This window comes from Rhodococcus sp. 11-3, from assembly GCF_023704055.1.
Classification (GTDB): Bacteria; Actinomycetota; Actinomycetes; order Mycobacteriales; family Mycobacteriaceae; genus Rhodococcus; species Rhodococcus aetherivorans.
The window spans coordinates 2,009,258-2,028,043 of sequence record NZ_CP080406.1; the positions used below are offsets into that span (position 1 = coordinate 2,009,258).

General features: G+C 72.0%; 14 protein-coding genes. 6 read left to right on the top strand and 8 right to left on the bottom strand.

Features of this window, described 5'->3' with window-relative positions; genetic code table 11:
- Positions 1-4: 4 nt before the first annotated feature.
- The 6 genes from KZJ41_RS09770 to KZJ41_RS09795 form a co-directional block, all read right to left on the bottom strand.
- Positions 5-3,775 carry a multifunctional oxoglutarate decarboxylase/oxoglutarate dehydrogenase thiamine pyrophosphate-binding subunit/dihydrolipoyllysine-residue succinyltransferase subunit gene (locus tag KZJ41_RS09770; protein WP_084648654.1) on the bottom strand — a complete coding sequence of 1,257 codons (3,771 nt, stop codon included), beginning with the start codon at positions 3,773-3,775 and terminating at the stop codon, positions 5-7.
- 107 nt (positions 3,776-3,882) lie between these two features.
- Positions 3,883-7,683: an ABC transporter ATP-binding protein gene (locus KZJ41_RS09775; RefSeq protein WP_251550699.1), complete on the bottom strand. Its 3,801-nt coding sequence runs from the start codon at positions 7,681-7,683 to the stop codon at positions 3,883-3,885.
- A gap of 125 nt (positions 7,684-7,808) precedes the next feature.
- Entirely contained in the window at positions 7,809-8,594 is a 786-nt protein-coding gene (locus KZJ41_RS09780; RefSeq protein ID WP_006938729.1) for an ABC transporter permease, read from the bottom strand.
- Positions 8,591-9,682, bottom strand: coding sequence for an ABC transporter ATP-binding protein (locus KZJ41_RS09785; RefSeq protein WP_050034873.1), 1,092 nt, complete (start codon positions 9,680-9,682; stop codon positions 8,591-8,593). The genes KZJ41_RS09780 and KZJ41_RS09785 overlap by 4 nt, the downstream gene beginning before the upstream one ends.
- Positions 9,683-9,725: 43 nt before the next feature.
- A complete protein-coding gene (locus KZJ41_RS09790) occupies positions 9,726-10,565 on the bottom strand; it encodes an alpha/beta fold hydrolase (RefSeq protein WP_029542505.1) in 840 nt (279 codons plus the stop codon).
- A gap of 1 nt (position 10,566) precedes the next feature.
- Positions 10,567-11,316, bottom strand: a complete 750-nt coding sequence (locus KZJ41_RS09795; protein ID WP_029542508.1) for a hypothetical protein — start codon at positions 11,314-11,316, stop codon at positions 10,567-10,569.
- A 116-nt stretch (positions 11,317-11,432) separates the two neighbouring features.
- Here KZJ41_RS09795 and KZJ41_RS09800 point away from each other — a divergent pair, with 116 nt between their 5' ends.
- Positions 11,433-12,290, top strand: a complete 858-nt coding sequence (locus tag KZJ41_RS09800; RefSeq protein WP_065922818.1) for an AraC family transcriptional regulator — start codon at positions 11,433-11,435, stop codon at positions 12,288-12,290.
- The gene (locus tag KZJ41_RS09805) at positions 12,287-12,688 is read left to right on the top strand and encodes a VOC family protein (protein ID WP_050034875.1); all 402 of its coding nucleotides are present in this window, start codon (positions 12,287-12,289) and stop codon (positions 12,686-12,688) included. The genes KZJ41_RS09800 and KZJ41_RS09805 overlap by 4 nt, the downstream gene beginning before the upstream one ends.
- Before the next feature lies 1 nt (position 12,689).
- Here the strand turns inward: KZJ41_RS09805 and KZJ41_RS09810 are convergent, their stop codons facing one another.
- Together KZJ41_RS09810 and KZJ41_RS09815 are read right to left on the bottom strand one after the other, a co-directional pair.
- A complete protein-coding gene (locus KZJ41_RS09810) occupies positions 12,690-13,718 on the bottom strand; it encodes a glutathione S-transferase family protein (RefSeq protein ID WP_006938718.1) in 1,029 nt (342 codons plus the stop codon).
- 28 nt (positions 13,719-13,746) lie between these two features.
- Positions 13,747-14,442 carry a GNAT family N-acetyltransferase gene (locus KZJ41_RS09815; protein ID WP_006938717.1) on the bottom strand — a complete coding sequence of 232 codons (696 nt, stop codon included), beginning with the start codon at positions 14,440-14,442 and terminating at the stop codon, positions 13,747-13,749.
- 38 nt (positions 14,443-14,480) lie between these two features.
- On the opposite strand from KZJ41_RS09815, the gene KZJ41_RS09820 reads away from it, so the two are divergent.
- The 4 genes from KZJ41_RS09820 to KZJ41_RS09835 all read left to right on the top strand — a co-directional run bounded on the left by KZJ41_RS09820 (position 14,481) and on the right by KZJ41_RS09835 (position 18,747).
- A complete protein-coding gene (locus tag KZJ41_RS09820) occupies positions 14,481-15,950 on the top strand; it encodes a DHA2 family efflux MFS transporter permease subunit (RefSeq protein WP_065923512.1) in 1,470 nt (489 codons plus the stop codon).
- Positions 15,951-15,960: 10 nt separating this feature from the next.
- The gene (locus KZJ41_RS09825) at positions 15,961-16,758 is read left to right on the top strand and encodes an enoyl-CoA hydratase/isomerase family protein (RefSeq protein WP_006938708.1); all 798 of its coding nucleotides are present in this window, start codon (positions 15,961-15,963) and stop codon (positions 16,756-16,758) included.
- Positions 16,759-16,824: 66 nt separating this feature from the next.
- Positions 16,825-17,880 (top strand): class I adenylate-forming enzyme family protein, encoded by a 1,056-nt coding sequence (locus tag KZJ41_RS09830; protein WP_029542511.1) that lies wholly within the window; start codon positions 16,825-16,827, stop codon positions 17,878-17,880.
- Between the two features lie 105 nt (positions 17,881-17,985).
- A complete protein-coding gene (locus KZJ41_RS09835) occupies positions 17,986-18,747 on the top strand; it encodes a crotonase/enoyl-CoA hydratase family protein (RefSeq protein WP_006938704.1) in 762 nt (253 codons plus the stop codon).
- Positions 18,748-18,786: the final 39 nt, after the last annotated feature.

Genomic DNA, 18,786 nt, shown 5'->3' on the forward strand with positions numbered 1-18,786 from the left:
GTGACTACCGGCCGAACGCCTTCTCCAGGATCTCCTGCTGCTCGACCGCGTGAACCTTGCTCGAGCCGGAGGACGGAGCCGACATCGCGCGCCGCGACGCCCGCTTGATGCCCGACAGCTTCTCGGGCAGCATCTCCGGCAGCGCCAGACCCAGGAACGGCCACGCTCCCTGGTTGGCCGGCTCCTCCTGCACCCAGAAGAACTCGTGCGCGTTCGGGTACCGGTCGAGCGCCTCGGCGATGCGGCGACGCGGCACCGGGTACAACTGCTCGATCCGCAGGATCGCGATGTCGTCCCGCTTCTCCTTGTCCTTCTTCGCCTTCAGCTCCCAGTAGAGCTTGCCGGAGGTCAGCAGGACGCGGGTGACCTTGTCGCGGTCGCCACCCTCGTTCTCGTACAGCGGCTCCTCGAACACCGAGCGGAACTTGCCGGTGGTGAAGTCCTCGAGGTCGCTGACCGCGGCCTTGTTGCGCAGCATCGACTTCGGCGTGAACACCACCAGCGGGCGGCGGATGCCGTCGAGGTGATGGCGGCGCAACAGGTGGAAGTAGCTCGCCGGCGTCGACGGCATGGCCACCGTCATCGAACCCTCGGCGCACAGCTGCAGGAACCGCTCGATGCGGCCCGAGGTGTGGTCCGGGCCCTGGCCCTCGTGGCCGTGCGGCAGCAGCAGCACCACGTCGGAGAGCTGACCCCACTTGGCCTCGCCGGAGGAGATGAACTCGTCGATGATGGACTGCGCGCCGTTGACGAAGTCACCGAACTGCGCCTCCCACAGCACCAGCGCCTCCGGGTTGCCCACGGAGTAGCCGTACTCGAAGCCCAGGCCCGCGAACTCGGTCAGCGCCGAGTCGTACACCATGAACTTGCCGCCCTTGCCGCCCTCGGCCGCCACCTGCTGCAGCGGGGTGTACTCGGCACCGGACTTGCGGTCGATGAGCACCGCGTGGCGCTGGGTGAAGGTGCCGCGGCGCGAGTCCTGACCGGCCAGGCGCACCAGGGCACCCTGCTCGACCAGCGAACCGAACGCCAGCAGCTCGGCGTACGCCCAGTCGATGTGACCCTCGCGGGACATCTCCCGGCGCTTCTCGACGACCGGCTTGACGCGCGGATGCACGGAGAAGCCCTCGGGGACGTTCACGAACGCGTCGCCGATCCGCTCGAGCACCGACTTGTCGACCGCGGTGGTCAGCTTCGCCGGCGGCGTCTGGTCGAGCTCGACCGACTCCGACGGTTCCGGCTTGTACTTCTCGAGCTCGCGGACCTCGTTGAAGACCCGTTCGAGCTGGCCCTGGTAGTCGCGCAGCGCGTCCTCGGCCTCTTTGAGCGAGATGTCGCCACGACCGATGAGGGACTCGGTGTAGCTCTTGCGGACGCTGCGCTTGGTGTCGATCACGTCGTACATCGCCGGCTGCGTCATCGACGGGTCGTCGCCCTCGTTGTGGCCGCGACGGCGGTAGCAGATCATGTCGATGACGACGTCCTTGTTGAACTTCTCCCGGAAGTCCACGGCCAGCCGGGCCACCCACACGCACGCCTCCGGGTCGTCCCCGTTGACGTGGAAGATCGGCGCGCCGATCATCTTCGCGACGTCGGTGCAGTACTCCGACGACCGCGAGTGCTCGGGGGCCGTGGTGAAGCCGACCTGGTTGTTGACGACGATGTGCACGGTGCCGCCGGTGCGGTAGCCGCGCAGCAGCGCGAGGTTGAGGGTCTCGGCCACGACGCCCTGGCCGGCGAACGCGGCGTCGCCGTGCAGCAGCAGCGGCATGACGGTGAAGCCGCCCTCGCCCTTGTCGAGGATGTCCTGCTTGGCGCGCACGAGGCCTTCGAGGACCGGGTTGACGGCCTCGAGGTGCGACGGGTTCGCCGTGAGCGACACCTTGATGTCGTTGTCGCCGAACATCTGGATGTAGTTGCCCTCGGCGCCGAGGTGGTACTTGACGTCGCCGGAGCCGTGGGCGGCGGCCGGGTTCAGGTTGCCCTCGAACTCGGTGAAGATCTTCGAGTACGGCTTGCCGACGATGTTGGCCAGCACGTTCAGGCGGCCGCGGTGCGGCATCGCGATGGCGACCTCGTCGAGCTCGTGCTCGGCGGCCTGGTCGATGATCGCGTCCATCATCGGGATGACCGACTCGGCGCCCTCGAGCGAGAACCGCTTCTGGCCGACGTACTTGGTCTGCAGGAAGGTCTCGAACGCCTCGGCGGCGTTGAGGCGGCTGAGGATGTACTTCTGCTGCGCCACGGTCGGCTTGACGTGGTGCGCCTCGACGCGCTCCTGCAGCCACTGCTGCTGCTCGGGATCGAGGATGTGGGTGTACTCCACGCCGACGTGGCGGCAGTAGGCGTCGCGCAGCACCGACAGCACGTCGCGCAGCTTCATGCGCTGCTGACCGTGGAAGCCGCCGACGTTGAACTCGCGGTCGAGGTCCCACAGGGTCAGATCGTGCGTGGTGACGTCGAGGTCCGGGTGCGACCGGAACTTGTCCTTGACGAACTGCAGCGGGTCCGTGTCGGCCATCAGGTGGCCGCGGCTGCGGTAGGCGGCGATCAGCTCGAGGACGCGGGTGCTCTTGTCGACCGCGCCTTCCGGCACGTCCTTGCGCCAGCGGACCGGCTCGTAGGGGATGTGCAGCGTGTGGAAGATCTCGTCGTAGAAATCGTCGCTGATCAGCAGGTTGTGGACGGTCCGCAGGAAGTCGCCGGACTCCGCGCCCTGGATGATGCGGTGATCGTACGTCGAGGTCAGCGTCATCAGCTTGCCGACGCCGAGCTCGGCGATGCGCTCGTCCGAGGCGCCCTGGAACTCGGCGGGGTACTCCATCGCACCGGCACCGATGATGGTGCCCTGACCCGGCATGAGCCGCGGTACCGAGTGCACGGTGCCGATGCCGCCCGGGTTGGTCAGCGAGATGGTGACGCCGGAGAAGTCCTCGGCGGTGAGCTTGCCGTCGCGCGCACGACGGACGATGTCCTCGTACGCGGAGTAGAACTGCGCGAAGTTCATCGACTCGCAGTTCTTGATCGCGGCGACGACGAGCGAACGGTTGCCGTCCTTGCCGGCCAGGTCGATGGCCAGGCCGAGGTTGGTGTGCGCGGGGGTGACCGCGTTCGGCTTGCCGTCGATCTCGGCGAAGTGGCGGTTCATGTTCGGGAACGCCTTCACCGCCTGCACGATGGCGTAGCCGAGCAGGTGAGTGAACGACACCTTGCCGCCGCGGGTACGGGCGAGGTGGTTGTTGATGACGATCCGGTTGTCGACCATCAGCTTCGCAGGGATGGCGCGCACACTGGTGGCGGTCGGGATCGAGAGCGAGGCGTTCATGTTCTTCGCGACGGCAGCGGCAGCGCCACGGAGAACCTTGGACTCTTCCTGGGTGGCCGGCGCGGCGGGCTTCGCGGGGGCCGGCTTGGCGGCGGCGGGCTTCGCGGGGGCCGGCTTGGCGGCGGCGGGCTTGGCCGGTTCCGGAGCGGGAGCCGCCTTGGGTGCCGGTGCGGGCTTCGCCGGGGCAGTAGCGGCCTTCGGCGGAGCCTGGGCCGGGGTGGCCTTCGAGGCGGGGGCGGATTCGGTGGAGGTCGGGGCGGAACTCTGCGCCGGACGCTGGGTCTGCGTGGCGCCGTTCGCGCCACCCGCGACCGCCGCCTCCGGGGAGTAGTCCGTCAGGAATTCGTGCCAGCTGGCGTCCACGGACGACGGATCGTCCTGGAACCGCTGGTACATCTCGTCAACCAACCACTGGTTCTGTCCGAACTGGGAAGTAGAGCTGCTGCTCACGGCAGTTGTTCGCCTCGTTTCTTTCTTCGGTACCCGATCGGAGTGCCTATGTATATGAGGCTAGCCCGCGGCTGTGACGAACAAAAAAGCTCTGCCACGGTCGAGACCTACCTCACAATCTCTGATTCGATGGGATCCCCATCGACGACGGTTCTCGACAGCCGATTATTCCCTGCCCGCATTTGGGCCGCATCACAGAGGGTCGTGTACACGCCTCCGGCGTGCCGCAGTGCGTCGTGCGATCCGGTCTCCACGATGCGCCCGCCGTCGACCACGACGACCAGGTCGGAGCGTGCCGCGGTGGCCAGCCGGTGGGCCACCACCACGGCGGTGCGGCTGCGGGTCACCGACTCGCCCGCCGCGAGCACCGCCCGTTCGGTGCCCGGGTCGAGCGTCGCGGTGGCCTCGTCGAGCAGCAGCAGGTCCGGATCGACGAGTTCGGCCCGGGCCAGCGCCACGAGCTGACGCTGCCCGGCGGACAGGCCCTGCCCGCGCTCGCCGACGGGATGCAGCATGCCGCCGGGCAGACCGGCGATCATGTCGAGGGCCCCCACCGCGCGTGCGGCGGCCTCGATGTCCGCGCGGTCCGCATCGGGCCGCCCGTAGGCGATGTTGCTCGCGACGGTGCCGGTGAACAGGTGCGCCTCCTGCGGGACGACGCCGAGCCGGGCCCGGTACTCGGGCAGGCGATACCCGCGCAGGTCGACGTCGTCGACCCGCACCGAGCCGGACGTCGGATCGTAGAACCGGGCCAGCAGCTTGACGATCGTGGACTTGCCGGCGCCGGTGCGGCCGACGAGCGACACCGTGGAGCCGGCGGGGAAGTGCAGGTCCACGCCGGTGAGCGCGTCGGTGTCGGCCCCCGCGTAGCGGAACCCGACGTCGTCGAGGCGCACGTCGCCGCGCAGGTGTCCCGGGACGGGCACCGTGCCGGTGCCGCCCGTCTCGAGGGAACTCTCGGTGCGCAGCAGGTCGCCGATCCGGCGCAGCCCCACCCGGGCCTGCTGGTAGCCGTCGAACACCTGCGACAACTGCTGGATGGGACCGAACAGCAGGCCGAGGTAGAGCACGAACGCGACGAGCACGCCCGCGGTCGTCGCCCCGGAGGCCACCTCCCGGGCTCCGACGAACACCACCGCGGCCAGCGCGAGGTCGGACAGCAGCGCAATGAACGGGAAGTACAGCGAGATGGCCCGCTGGGAGCGCATCCGGCTGCGCCGGTACGCATCGGCGCGCTCGGCGAACCGGCGGGCCGCGAACTCCTCCCGGCGGTAGGCCTGGGCCGCCCGCAGCCCGGTGACGTTCTCCTGGAAGTCCGCGTTGACCAGGGAGATGCGTTCGCGGGAGACCGAGTAGGCCGTGGACGAGACCCGCCGGAACCACAGCGTCGCCGCGAGCAACGGCGGCACCACCGCCAGCGCCACCAGCCCCAGGGTGAGGTCGGTGGCGAGCAGGGCGACCGAGATCCCGACCAGCGTCAGCACGCTCACCACCGCGGTGGACAACCCGGTCTGGATGAACGAGGAGAGCGCGTCGACGTCCGTGGTCATCCGGGTCATGATGCGGCCGGACAGCTCCCGCTCGTAGTAGTCCAGACCCAGCCGCTGCAGGTGCGCGTAGCTGCGCACCCGCAACCCGAACAGCACCCTTTCGCCGGCGCGGGCGGTGAGCACGGTGAGCACCGCGACCACCAGCCAGGCCAGGAGCGCCAGCGCGGCGCCCACGGCGGTGGCCGCCCACAGCCGCGCGGGTTCGCCCGGCGTGACGCCGCGGTCGACGGCGTAACGCACGATCGACGGGAACGCGATCGACGTCAGCGACTCGACCGCCAGGCACAGCACCACCGCCGCCAGCAGCCACCGCACCGGCCGCAGCGTCCGGGAGAGGCGGAACTCGGGGTCGGGGCGCCGCAGCTGTGCCGTGTCGAGCCCCGGTTGCTCGGTGGCCGGGGGCAACGCCTCGACCGCCCGGCGCAGCGCCGGCGTGGGGGCGATCGACCCGAGGGCGCCGCTCATCGGACCGCCGCCGCGGCCACCCCCGCCCGGCCCCGCCTGCGGCGCGGCCGCCCGGACCGCGGCCGGATCGGAGTCGGGCGCCGCCTCCGGCCACAACGCTTCGACGCCGTACCCGTCGGCGCGGTCCGGCTCCGGCGTCTCGTCCTCGGCGCCACTGAGCAGGGCCCGGAAGAGGGCGTTGCGCGCCTCGAGTTCGTGGACGGTCCCGGAGTCGACGACGCGACCGCCGTCGAGCACCGCGACCCGGTCGGCGAGCGACAGCGTGGACCGCCGGTGCGCGAGGATCAGCGTGGTGCGCTTCGGGCGCGCCCGCAGCGCCGCGAAGATCGCGGCCTCCGTCTCCGCGTCCACCGCGGAGGTCGCGTCGTCGAGGATCAGCACCCGGGGGTCGAGCAGCAGCGCCCGGGCGAGCGCGACGCGCTGCCGTTGCCCACCCGACAGCGTCAGACCGCGCTCCCCGACGACGGTGTCGTACCCGTCGGGGAGCGCCTCGACGAACTCGTCGGCGCACGCCGCCCGCGCGGCGGCGCGGATCTCCTCGGCGCTCGCCTCGGGCCGGCCCAGCGCGATGTTCGCCGCGATCGTGTCCGAGAACAGGAACGGTTCGTCGAACACCAGGCTCACCGCCTCGCGCAGGTGCTCGGCGCGCAGGGCGGCGACGTCGATCCTGTCGCCGTCGGCGGTGGTGACGTACACGGCGCCGGATTCGGGGGCGTAGAACCGGGGCAGCAGCAGCGACATCGCCGTCTTGCCGGAGCCGGCGGAGCCGACCACGGCGACGGTCTCGCCCGGCGCCAGTTCGAGGTCGAGACCGTCGAGCACGGGCCGTCCGCGCTCGAAACCGAACGTCACCGCGTCGAGGACCAGCCCCAGCGGCCCGTCCGGCAGCGGCACCGGATGCGGCGGGTCGGCGACGTCGGGCTCGGTGTCGATCACCTCGTACACCCGCTCGACCGCGGCGCGGGAGAGCTGCGCCATGATCACCACCGAGAACAGCGTGCGCGTCGTCGCGGTCATCGTCGCCAGGTAGGCGGCGAACGCGAGGAACGTGCCGACGGTGACGGTGCCCTGCAGGGCCAGCCAGCCGCCGAGCGCGATCACGGCGACGAGCCCGAGTTGCGGGATGGCACCCATCGGGGCGGCGAACGTGGCGTTGATCCGGGCGGCGCGCATGCGCTCGGCATAGAGGGCGCGGCCGTGCTGTTCGAGCTGGTCCACGGCGCGGGCCTCCTGCCCGAACCCCTTGACCACCCGCACCCCGGTGACGGTCTCCTCCACGTGCTGGGCCAGGTCGGCCGCGCGTTGCTGCGCCGACCACGTCGCCGCGAACAGTTTGGGCCGGACGACGGCGACCACCCCGGCGATCACCGGGACGGTGACGAGGGCGACGAGGGTCAGCAGCGGCGAGAGCACCGCCATGATCACCAGCGCCAGCGCGAACTGCAACAGCGCCCCGGCCGACATGGGGACCATCGCCAGCAGGCCCTGGACGAGTTGCAGGTCGGTGATCGACCGCGACACCACCTGCCCGGTGCGGATCTGGTCCTGGCCGCGCCCGTCGAGCCGCTGCAGCGAGGCGAGCAGCCCGAGCCGCAGGTCGTGCTGCACGTCCAGCGAGAGCCGGCCGGCGAGCATCCGCCGGCCGTACTGACACCCGAACCGCACCAGCGCGCCCACCGCGATCGCCGCCGCCGCCAGCCCGATCAGCTGCAGGTCGTGGCCGTCGGGGTGGGTGGCGCTGTCGAGCGCCAGCTTGGTCAGCAACGGGAACGTGATGTCGATCAGTGCGGCGACGACGGTGACGGTCAGCGCGCCGAGCGCGACGCGGCGATGCTGCCAGGCCTCCGCGCCCAGCCGACGGATCCAACCGGGGGAACGCGCGTCGTGTGCCATCGTCTTCCGACATTAGCGCCGGCCGGGGACACGGGAGGATTCTGCGGCGAGGGGGTGGTTGTTGCGCCCACCACTCGATCGATGCCGCAGCAACCTCCCCTTCGCCGCGAGAACCGCCGTCGGACTCAGACGATGTCGCGGGTCCGGGTGCGCCACCAGCCGAGGCCGCAGATCAGCGCGGTCCAGCCGAGCAGCCCCAGCGGCGCCGCCGGCCACGTCACGGCCGGGTCGACCTCCTCGGGCAGGTCGATGACGGTGAAGACCGTGTACCAGGTGAGCTGCCCGGGCAGCAGCCGGGCGAGTGCGCCCGCCCCGAGGCCGTCGAGGATCAGCGAGACGATCAGCTCCCCGAACGGGATCCAGGCGGTGATCGCCAGGACGCTGCCGGCCGTCGACCCGGTGAGCAGGCCGAGTCCGGCGCCCATGAGGGCCCACAGCATCGCGGCGAACAGGCCGGCGCCGAGGACCGCGGCGACACTGCCCGCACCCGAGCCGTCACCGGCGAGACCACCGCCGAACATCAGGATGGTCAGCATCGACACGGCCTCGACCACCACGCAGTACAGCAGCCCGAACGCGACCGCCGTCGTCAGCTTGGCGGCGATCACCCCGTCGCGGCCGCGCGTGGTCAGGAAACTGGTGACGATGGTGCGGTGCTGGAACTCGCTGCCCGTGTTGACCACCCCGAACAGCGCCGCGAACAGGAACACCAGCGCGAGCGCGACGCTCACCCCGATCGCGGCGGCGGCGGTCTCGGCGAAGCTCTCGCCGACGAGGCTCTCGAGCGTGCCGAGGATCGGCAGGGTCAGCGCACCGGAGAACAGGCCCACCACCACCGGGGTGATGCCGAGGATCCACCAGTAGCGCAGGCCCAGGACCTTGCGGAACTCGGCCGTCAGCAACGCGGTCATCGGGGTCCCTCCCAGCCGGTCGGCGAATGCTGTTGCCCGGGCGGGAACGGGCCGGGCGGCGGGAACTGTCCCGGGTAGGGCGGCTGCTGCGGGGGCGTCGGCCCCTGCATGCCCCACCCCGGCGCGGCCCCCACGTACTGCCCGGCCGTCATCGCCAGGAACACCTGTTCGAGGTCGGCGTGCTCGACGCTCGTCCCGAACACCGTCACGCCGTGTCCGGCGGCGAGCGCCGCGACGCGCTCGGGCTCCACCCCGACGATCGCGAGCCGGCCGTCCGGCTGCACCTGCGCGTCGGTGTGGCCCGCCGCGGCCAGCGCCGTCGCCAGGCGGGCCGGGTCGGAGGCGGCGACGAGGACCCGCGCGCGGTGCGCGTGCCGCAGGTCCGCCGTCGTGCCCTGGTGCACGAGCATGCCGCGGCTGATGATCACCAGACGGTCGGCCGTCTGCTCGACCTCCCGCAGGATGTGGCTCGAGATCAGCACGGTGCCCCCGGAACGCGCGTAGCCGAGCAGGAAGTCGCGCAGCCAGGCCATGCCTTCGGGGTCCAGGCCGTTCGCCGGTTCGTCGAGCACGAGGTAGCGCGGTTCGCCGAGCAGCGCGGTGGCCAGGGCCAGCCGCTGCCGCATGCCGAGGGAGAACTCGCCGATCCGCCGTCGGGCGGCCGCGCCGAGCCCGACCAGGTCGAGAACGTGCCGCACCCGGGCCGCCGGCACGCCGATCGCGGCGGCGTACACGTCGAGATGGGTTCCGGCGGTGTGCTTGGGATGGAAGCTCTGCGCGTCCAGCACCGCACCGACCACCCGCGCCGGCTGCGGCAGCGAGGTGAAGGGCATCCCGTCGACGAGCGCGGCACCGGCCGTCGGGCGCACCAGACCGAGCAGCATCCGCAGGGTCGTCGTCTTCCCGGAGCCGTTCGGTCCGAGGAATCCCGTGATCGATCCCGGCGGGACGGAGAACGACAGGTCCGACACCGCCGGCACGTTGCGAAAGGTCTTGCTCAGCCCCTGCACGGCGATGCCCGGCGGCGGCGCGGCCGCGTTCGCGTACCCGGCGCCGGCGACCGGCCCCGTCGGGAACGGCGCTGTCATCGATACCCTCCCTGGTGTGGGCCCCTGCTCGGACCCCGCGAGCCTACGTGCCCGGCGCGGCGGACCGGGAGAAGGACCGGTCGAGGAAGGGAAGCACCAGTTCGAGGAATTCGCTCGGGGCGTCGAGCTGCGGGCAGTGCCCGGCGTCCGGAATGATCGCGACCCGTCGCCGGGCCCCGGTGTTCACCCGGCCCGCGGCGCGCGCCGGGGTGATCAGATCCCGCTCGCCCCACACCAGCAGCGCCGGCACGGTCAGGGAGTTCACCATCTCGGGAATCGGCAGCCGGCCCAGTTCGGGGATCACGGCCCGGCCGACGGCCAGCATGGTCTCGATGCTGCGCCGCGTCGCGTAGTTCGCCGCGAACGCGGTGCGCGTGTCGACGCCCAGCCGGTCCGGGCGGTGCAGCGCCGCGCGGGTGTACAGGGCGGCGACGGCGAACTGCACGAGCGCCGGCGGCACGGGCCGGGACAGCGCGCGCGACACCATGTCCAACGGCAGCCGCGCTCCGCCCAGCCAGCTGCGCGGTATGCCGGCCATCCCCGGCATGTCGGCGAGTACGACGCCGTCCACCCGGCGCGGATACGTCGACGCGAACGCCAGCGACGTCACCGCTCCCAGCGAATTGCCGATCAGCGCAACCGGATCCCGGCAGTCGGCGATCACGTCGGCGACGGTGTCGACGTAGTGGTCCAGTACCGGCGCCCGCCAGTGCCCGGCGCTCCGGCCGAACCCCGGCAGGTCGACGGTCAGGACCCGGTGGCGTTCGGCCAGGGCCGGGGCCACCTTGCACCAGGTGCCCCCGTGGTCGGAGTATCCGTGCAGGAGGACCACGGTGCGCGGGCCGGATCCGCTCTCGCGCACGAACACCGTGCCCGCGGACATCTCACCAGCCGGTCAGGGGAGAGGACAGCGCCTGCCAGTTCGGATCGCCGTCCGGCCCGGTGGCCGGTCCGGCGAGCGGCGGACGCTTCGCCGGCCACTGCGCCGGCGGCGGGCCGAACGCATCGCGCGCGTTCGCGATGACCCGCTTGCCCAGCGCGCGGTTGCCCACGCCGCCGATCGCGGCACCGATCCCGGCCGGCACCAGCTTGCCGAACACGAGGGCGCTGCGCTTGGCGAGGTACTTGCGGACGAACGTCCGCGCGAGCGACTTGTTCACGGACCTCAGCTGGGCGCCGGGGATCTTGCCGGTGATCGCCGACGTCCACGTCTTCGCGGTCGTGCCCGTGGCCCGCTCGACGATCTCCATGCCTGCCTCACCCAGTGCCACGGCGAGCACGAGGGCGCGGCGCTGCTCGTGCTCGTGCGGTTCGATCCCGTGCACCGACGCCACCGCAAGCGTCAGCAGCGCGGCAGCCTCGAGGAAGAACGCGGTTTCGGCGCCGACCGCGGCGATCGATGCGAGCGTGCCGATGCCGGGAACGGTCGCGGCGGCGCCCGCCGCCGTGCCGCTGCCGGTGACTCCGTTGAGGAAGATCTTCTCCAGCCGCGCAATGATCTGCTCCGGAGTCTCGCCGGGATGGGCGCGCCGCGTCAGTTCGACGTAGCGCGCCACCGCGGGCGCCTGCAGCCTGCTGCCGTTGTCCAGGAGCGTGACGAGATACTTCTCCACGCGTCCCACCCTGTCGGTCATCGTTCCGTCCTCGATCCTCCCGGCCCTCCCGGGCCTGCATGCGCCGCCGTGAGTCCACGGCTGCTCACCCCGTGTACCCCATGCGCGTGTCCTCTATCCCTGTTTACCCTGGGACCGTGACCGGCATCTCGGACGGTGCCCGGCGGCGGCCCGCCCCGTCGCTGCGTCCCTACGTGCGCGGTTACGACGGGTACCGGCTGACGGGATTCGCACCCGGCACCCACCTCGGCCTGCCGTCCCCGGACCTGACCGTCGTGCTCACGATCGGCGCACCGCTCGAACTCGCGCGGGCCGCCGCACCGGGCCAGGGGCCCGGCCGGTTCGGTGCGCTCGCGAGCGGGCTGGCCACCACCGCCGTCACCATCGCCCACGACGGCAACCAGCACGGCATCCAGCTCGCACTCACCCCGGCGGGAGCCCGGGTGCTGCTGGGCGTTCCCGCCGGTGCGCTCGGCGCCTGGGTCGTCGACCTCGAGGAGGTGCTCGGCGCCGCCGCCCGCGAGCTCGGCGAACGGATCGCCGCCACCGGGGCGTGGGAGAGCCGGTTCCGGATCCTCGACGAGGTGCTCGGCCGGCGGCTCGCCGGCGGGCGCGGCGAGATCGATCCCCGCCTGCGGCACGCGTGGCGCAGGCTGCAGGACCCGCGTTCGCCGGGGCCGCGGATCACCGATCTGGCCGACGAGATCGGCTGGAGCCGAAGGCATCTGACGTCGCGATTCACCGCCGAGTTCGGGGTCGGGCCCAAGGAGGCGGCACGGGTGATCCGATTCGACCGGTCCCGTCGGCTGCTGCGCAGCCCCGGGCCGCACGTGCTCGCCGACGTGGCCGCCCGGTGCGGGTTCTACGACCAGGCCCACCTCGCGCGGGAATGGCGCGAGATCGCCGGGGTCCCGCCGTCGCGCTGGCTGCGCGACGAGCAGTTCCCAATCGTCCAAGACGGCGACCCGGCCGTCGACGAACACTGGCAGACATGACCACGACAGCACTCACCACAACCGTGTGGCCCTGCCTCTCCTACACCGATGCCCGGGCGGCGATCCGCTTCCTCGTCGACGCGTTCGGCTTCACCGAGAACGCCGTCTACGGCGACGGCGACCGCGTCGACCACGCCGAGCTGAGATGGCCGCACGGCGGCGGCGTCATGCTCGGCTCGGCCGGTCGGGGCGGCCCGATCGAGACGCCCGCCGGCACCGGCTGCATCTACCTCGTCGCCCCCGATGCCACCGCCGTCGACACGCTGCACGAACGCGCCGTGGCCGCGGGCGCCACGATCGTCGTCGCCCTGCACGACACCGACTACGGCTCACACGACTTCACGTGCCGGGACCCGCAGGGGGTGTACTGGAGCTTCGGAACCTATCCGGGCGCGTGAATCACGCGCCGTGACCGGCCGGCACCGCCTCCTGCGCCCGCGGCGGGGGCGGTGGCGTGCCGTCACCGAACGGCTTGCCGCCCAGCTCTTCCCGGCCGTGCGGCGTCAGCCACCCCCTCAGGTCGGGGCCCTTCGGCACGATCTGCGTCGGATTGATGTCGGCGTGCACGATGTAGTAGTGCTCCTTGATCTGCACGAAGTCGATCGTGTCGCCGAAGCCCGGCGTCTGGAACAGGTCCCGGGCGTACCCCCACAGCGCCGGCATCGACGAGAGCAGACCCCGGTTGCACTTGAAGTGCCCGTGGTAGACGGCGTCGAAGCGGGCCAGCGTGGTGAACAGCCGGACATCCGCCTCGGTGATCGTCTCGCCCACCAGGTACCGGCGCGAACTCAGCCGTTCCTCGAGCCAGTCCAGCCGCGCGAACAGCCGGTCGAAGGCGCGGTCGTACGCGCGCTGCGACCCGGCGAACCCGCACCGGTACACGCCGTTGTTGACGTCCTGGTAGACGAGCTGGGCCACCTCGTCGATCTCGTCGCGCAACGGCTCCGGGTAGAGGTCGGGGGCGCCGTCGCGGTGCAGCGCCGTCCACTCCGTGGAGAAGTCCAGGGTCATCTGCGCGTAATCGTTGGTGACCACCCGGCCGGTGGGCACGTCCACGACGGCCGGGACCGTGATGCCCCGTGGGTACTCGGGGTCCCGGGCGAAGTACGCGTCCTGCAACCGCGGGATCTGCAGCACCGGATCCACCCCGCCCGGGTCGAGATCGAACGTCCAGCTGCGCTCGTCGTGCGTGGGCCCGCACAACCCCAGCGACAGCGCGTCCTCGAGCCCCAGCAGCCGGCGCACGATGAGCGTGCGATTCGCCCACGGGCAGGCGCGGGCGGCGATCAGCCGGTACCGGCCCGCCTCCACCGGATACCCGTCGCGCCCGTCGGCGGTGATGCGCGTGGTGATGTAGTGCGTGTCGCGGCTGTACTCGGCGCCGGGCGTGACATACCCGTCGCTGTCGCCTCCGGAGTGCTCGTTCACAGGGCTCCCTTCGCTCGGTGCGGCCCGTTCAGACGCTAGCCGGTACGGCCACCGAGGTGTGGGTACCCAGTTCGGTGTATCCCAGCACCGCGGCCAGGCCACGGCCCGCGGTGTTGTCGCGCCGGGCCCGCCACTGCGGGATCAGCCCGGCGTCGAGCGCGTCGTGCGTCGCGAGCGTCGCGACCGTCGCCGCCAGACCGATCCGGCGGTGCTCCGGCACGGTCAGTGCCGTCACGTCCGCCAGGATCGACTGCACCTCCCGGTACACCGCCCCCGACAGCGGCCGGTGGTCGTCGTCGAGCAGCACGAACGACGAGGCCTCCCCGTTCACATTCTCGAGTCCCGCCTCGGTCGCGTCGTCGGGTGGGCAGCGCCGCAACAGCTCTGCGAGATCGTCGACCTCGTGGGAGATCAGCGGATCGCGCACCCGCGTCGCGTCGACCCAGTCGGCGCAGTAACTCAGCGCGTGGCTGCGCACCGCGCGGCCGCGGGTCAGGTCGAGCAACGCCGACGCGTCCAGCTCCGCGTCGGGCACCGCCGCGACGGCCTCGACCGCCCAGCCCGGACCCACCACCGCGGTGGCCTCACCGAGGCGCAGCACCCGGACCAGCGCGGACGCGTCGTCCACCCGCGTCACCCGTCCCGGCGCGGCGAGCGCTCCGTCGTCGAGCCCGAGTTCGCGGCACCAGGCCAGCCGCACGATGTCCAGGAGATGTCCGTCCACGGCGCTACCGTAGACGCCTACGAGCGGAGGACGTGCGGGTGGAGACCGAGACAAATCCGTGGCCGGCGCTGTGGGCGCTGTGCCTCGGGTTCTTCATGATCCTGGTGGACAGCACCATCGTGGCGGTCGCCAACCCGGCGATCATGCGGGCGCTGGACACCGACATCAACAACGTCGTGTGGGTCACCAGCGCGTACCTGCTGGCATACGCGGTGCCGCTGCTGGTCACCGGCCGCCTCGGCGACCGGTTCGGCCCGAAGCGCGTCTACCTGGCGGGCCTGGTGCTGTTCACCGCGGCGTCGCTGTGGTGCGGATTGTCCGGCACCGTCGCCGCCCTCGTGGTCGCCCGGGTCTTCCAGGGCCTCGGCGCGGCCCTGATGACCCCGCAGACGATGGCGATCATCACCCGCACCTTCCCGCCCGACCGGCGAGGCACCGCGATGGGCCTGTGGGGCGCGGTGGCGGGGGTCGCGACCCTCGTGGGCCCGCTGGCCGGCGGTGTCCTCGTCGACAACCTCGGCTGGGAATGGATCTTCTTCGTGAACGTGCCGGTCGGGATCGTCGGTTTCGTCCTCGCGGCGCGGCTGGTCCCGGCGCTGCCCACCCATCCGCACCGGTTCGACCTCCTCGGCGTGCTGCTCAGCGGCGCGGGCATGTTCTGTCTCGTGTTCGGTATCCAGGAGGGCAACTCCTACGACTGGTCCACTCCCGTGTGGGTGCTGATCGCCGCCGGGGTGGCGCTGCTGGCGGTGTTCGTGTGGTACCAGTCCCGGGGGCGCGGGGAGCCGCTCGTTCCGCTCGGCCTGTTCCACGACCGCAACTTCTCGCTGGCCAACATCGGCATCGCCACGATGGGCTTCTCGGTCACCGCGATGGTGCTGCCGCTGATGTTCTACGCCCAGGGCGTGCGCGGCTGGACACCCACGGAGTCGGCGTTGCTGATGGCCCCGATGGCGGTCCTCACCGGCGTGCTCGCCCCGATGGTCGGGCGGCTCGTGGACCGGACCCATCCGCGCTACATCGCCGGCACCGGATTCGCGCTGCTCGCCGTGTCGCTGGCGTGGCTGGCCGCGGTGATGACGCCCGACTCGCCGGTGTGGCAGCTGCTGCTGCCGATCGCCCTCATGGGCGCCGCGATGGCCGGCATCTGGTCGCCGCTGGCCGCCACCGCGACGCACGGCCTGCCGCCGCATCAGGCGGGGGCCGGGTCGGGTGTCTACAACACCACCCGGCAGGTCGGTGCCGTCCTGGGCAGCGCCGCCGTGGGTGCGCTCATCACGTCCCGCCTCGCCGTGCACGGGTTGGCCGGCGGCGGTGCCGGCGAGGGCGGGACGACGGCCCTGCCCGAGCCGGTGCGCGCTCCGTTCGCCGCCGCCATGGCCGAGTCGACGCTGCTGCCTGCCGCGGTCCTGCTCGTCGGCTTCGCCGCGGCGCTGTTCTTCGCGCGGCCCGTGCGCACCGAGCCGGCGCCGAGACCACCCCTCGAGCAGCGCCGCACGCTCGCCTAGTGTGGCGCGCATGACGCAGACCACACATCCCACCCGCCTCGAGCGCCACACCACCGCGGCCGGTGCCGAGGTCGCCGTGCTCACCGTCGCGCACGGCACGCTGAACCTGTTCGACCGGGCCCTGTTCGACGCCGTGATCGCCGACATCACCGCGCTCGTGGCCGCGCCGCCGCGCGCGGTACTGATCCGCGCGGAAGGCAAGGTCGTCTCCGGCGGGGTGGACGTCCACCTGTTCGACGGCCTCGACGCCGGGCAGGGCGCGCAGCTGTGGCAGGACCTGTTCGCGCAGATCATCCACCCGCTCGAGGCCCTGCCGTGCCCCGTGGTGTTCGCCGCGCACGGGCTCACCCTCACCGCGGCGTTCGAGATCTCCCTCGCCTGCGACATCGTCCTCGCGGCGCCGGGCGCGAAGTTCGGGTTGGTGGAAACCGTCGTCGGTCTGACCCCGTCGATGGGCGGGCCGCAGCGGCTGGCCGAGCGTGCCGGCTCCGGCCGCGCACGCGAACTGGTGATGACCGGCGACCTCTACGACGCCGAGACGCTGCGGTCGTGGGGCGTGGTCAACGCGGTCCACGAGGATGTGGACTCCGCCGCACGCGCCTTGGCGGACCGGCTCGCCGACGGCCCCACCCGCGCCCACGACGCCACCAAGCAGATCATCGGCGCGTGGCGGTCCGGTGGCGTCGCGCACGCCGACTCGGAGACCCCGGACGTCTCCGGCGCGCTGTTCGGCACCGACGACCTGAAGGGTGCCGTGCGCAGCTTCCTCACCGTCGGCCCGGGGAAGGCGTCGTACACCGGAAGGTGAGCCGATCCCGCCCCCAGTTGTGACCCGCGCCATATAGTGCAGGCACACGACGAGGCGGAGGTGACGATGTCGGTGGCGGTGGTCCGGGTTTCGTGCGCAGCGGGGTGGTTCCGTGACGAGCGTGTCAGTCGCCGACTGGACGGTGTCCTGCGGTACGAGGACCTCGAGCCGTGCCTGGCCGAGCTGCTCGACCGCAGCGCGCTGCGGCACTCAGCCCGCGTCGCCGCCGTCGACCGGGCCGGCAACGCCCTCACCTACGGGCAGATGTGGTCGTCGGCGGCACGGGTGGCGGGTGGACTGCTCGATCAGGGCGTGGGCCCGGCCGACCGGGTGGTCGTCCACTATCCGAACGGGTTCCGCTGGCTGTACGCGTTTCTCGGGGTGGTCCTCGCCGGTGGGGTGCCGGTGCTGCCGGATCCGACGTGCAGCGATCCGGAACTCGAGTGGATCGCCGACGACAGCGGCGCCGTCCTGACCCTCGACGGCGAGCTGCCCGACGGGGTGGCGTTCCTGGACGAGGGCGCCGCGCCGGACGAGCTCGCGGTGCTGTACTACGTGCGCAAACGCGGCGGGGGACTGCACGGGGTGGAGCTGACCAACGAGAACATCCTCTCCACGATCGAGGCCGTGGTGCACGCGATGGACCTGACCGCGGAGGGGGCGCGCACGGTGCTCACCGCACCGCTGTCCACGGCGGCGGGCAGCGCCGTGCAGCTGTTGCCCACCCTGGCGGCCGGCGGCACCGTCGTCGCCGCCGGGGCCCGGGGGGTGCGGGTGCCGTGGCGGCACCTGCGCGCGTCGTTCCCCGCGGCGAGGTGCGTACGCGGCTGGGGGGTGGCCGAAACCGGCGGCATCGGGCTGCTGCTGCCCACCGATCAGCGGGCCGCGCACCCGCGCAGCGTCGGAGTTCCGTTCGGCGGCATGGAGGTCGCGCTCCTCGGCCCGGCCGCCGATCAAGGCGTCGGCGAACTGCTGTGCCGCGGTCCCAGCGTCGCGCGCCGCTACTGGAACGACCCGGAATCGACCGCCGAGACCTTCGACGACGGCTGGTTCCACACCGGCGACCAGGTGCACATCGACGGGGACGGCTTCGTCACGCCCGTCGCCGTCCGGGTGTCGTGACACGGCGGTACGGCCGGTCCGCCGCCGCCGGGTTCGGTTGCGGTATAAGCGAATGGACCGCGGTACGCGCGGTCGGCAACCGAATCCTGTGAAAGGTGTGCGCGCATGTCCGACGAGGTCCTGCTCGAGCGTCGCGGTCGAATCCTGGTGATCACCATCAACCGGCCCGAGGCCCGCAATGCCGTCAACGCGGCCGTCAGCCACGCCCTCGCCGCCGCCGTCGACGAACTCGACGCCGATCCCGACCTGTCCGTGGGCGTGCTCACCGGTGCGGGTGGCAACTTCTGTGCCGGCATGGATCTCAAGGCGTTCGTCGCCGGGGAGAACGTCGCGGTGCCGGGCAAGGGCCTCGGCTTCACCGAGGCGCCGCCGCGCAAACCGATCATCGCCGCCGTCGAGGGCTTCGCGCTGGCCGGCGGCACCGAACTCGTCCTCGCCACGGATCTCGTGGTCGCCGCCGCGGACGCCAGGTTCGGCATCCCGGAGGTCAAGCGCGGACTCGTCGCCGCGGGCGGCGGCCTGCTGCGCCTGCCCACCCGGATCCCGTATCAGAAGGCGATGGAACTGGCCCTCACCGGCGACGCGTTCACCGCCGAGGAGGCCCACGGCTACGGCTTCGTCAACGTTCTCACCGAGCCGGGCGGCGCGCTGGAGGGTGCCCTGGCCCTCGCCGAACGGATCACGGCCAACGGCCCGCTCGCCGTGGCGGCCACCAAGGAGGTCATCGCCAAGGCCGCCGACTGGCCGGCGGACGAGGCCTTCGACAGGCAACGCGAGATCGTCGGCCCGGTGTTCGTGTCCGAGGACGCCCGCGAGGGCGCGACGGCGTTCGCGGAGAAGCGTTCCCCGGTCTGGAAGGGCCGCTGACGACCCGCGTCCCTTCCGCGCGGCCGCGGAAGGGACGCG

Bases quoted from the DNA above. Each gene is read 5' to 3' on its own strand.
- KZJ41_RS09775 (WP_251550699.1), bottom strand. From the start codon at position 7,683: ATGGCACACGACGCGCGTTCCCCCGGTTGGATCCGTCGGCTGGGCGCG.
- KZJ41_RS09790 (WP_029542505.1), bottom strand. From the start codon at position 10,565: ATGTCCGCGGGCACGGTGTTCGTGCGCGAGAGCGGATCCGGCCCGCGC.
- KZJ41_RS09830 (WP_029542511.1), top strand. From the start codon at position 16,825: ATGTCGGTGGCGGTGGTCCGGGTTTCGTGCGCAGCGGGGTGGTTCCGT.
- KZJ41_RS09795 (WP_029542508.1), bottom strand. From the start codon at position 11,316: ATGACCGACAGGGTGGGACGCGTGGAGAAGTATCTCGTCACGCTCCTG.
- KZJ41_RS09805 (WP_050034875.1), top strand. From the start codon at position 12,287: ATGACCACGACAGCACTCACCACAACCGTGTGGCCCTGCCTCTCCTAC.
- KZJ41_RS09785 (WP_050034873.1), bottom strand. From the start codon at position 9,682: ATGACAGCGCCGTTCCCGACGGGGCCGGTCGCCGGCGCCGGGTACGCG.
- KZJ41_RS09825 (WP_006938708.1), top strand. From the start codon at position 15,961: ATGACGCAGACCACACATCCCACCCGCCTCGAGCGCCACACCACCGCG.
- KZJ41_RS09835 (WP_006938704.1), top strand. From the start codon at position 17,986: ATGTCCGACGAGGTCCTGCTCGAGCGTCGCGGTCGAATCCTGGTGATC.
- KZJ41_RS09780 (WP_006938729.1), bottom strand. From the start codon at position 8,594: ATGACCGCGTTGCTGACGGCCGAGTTCCGCAAGGTCCTGGGCCTGCGC.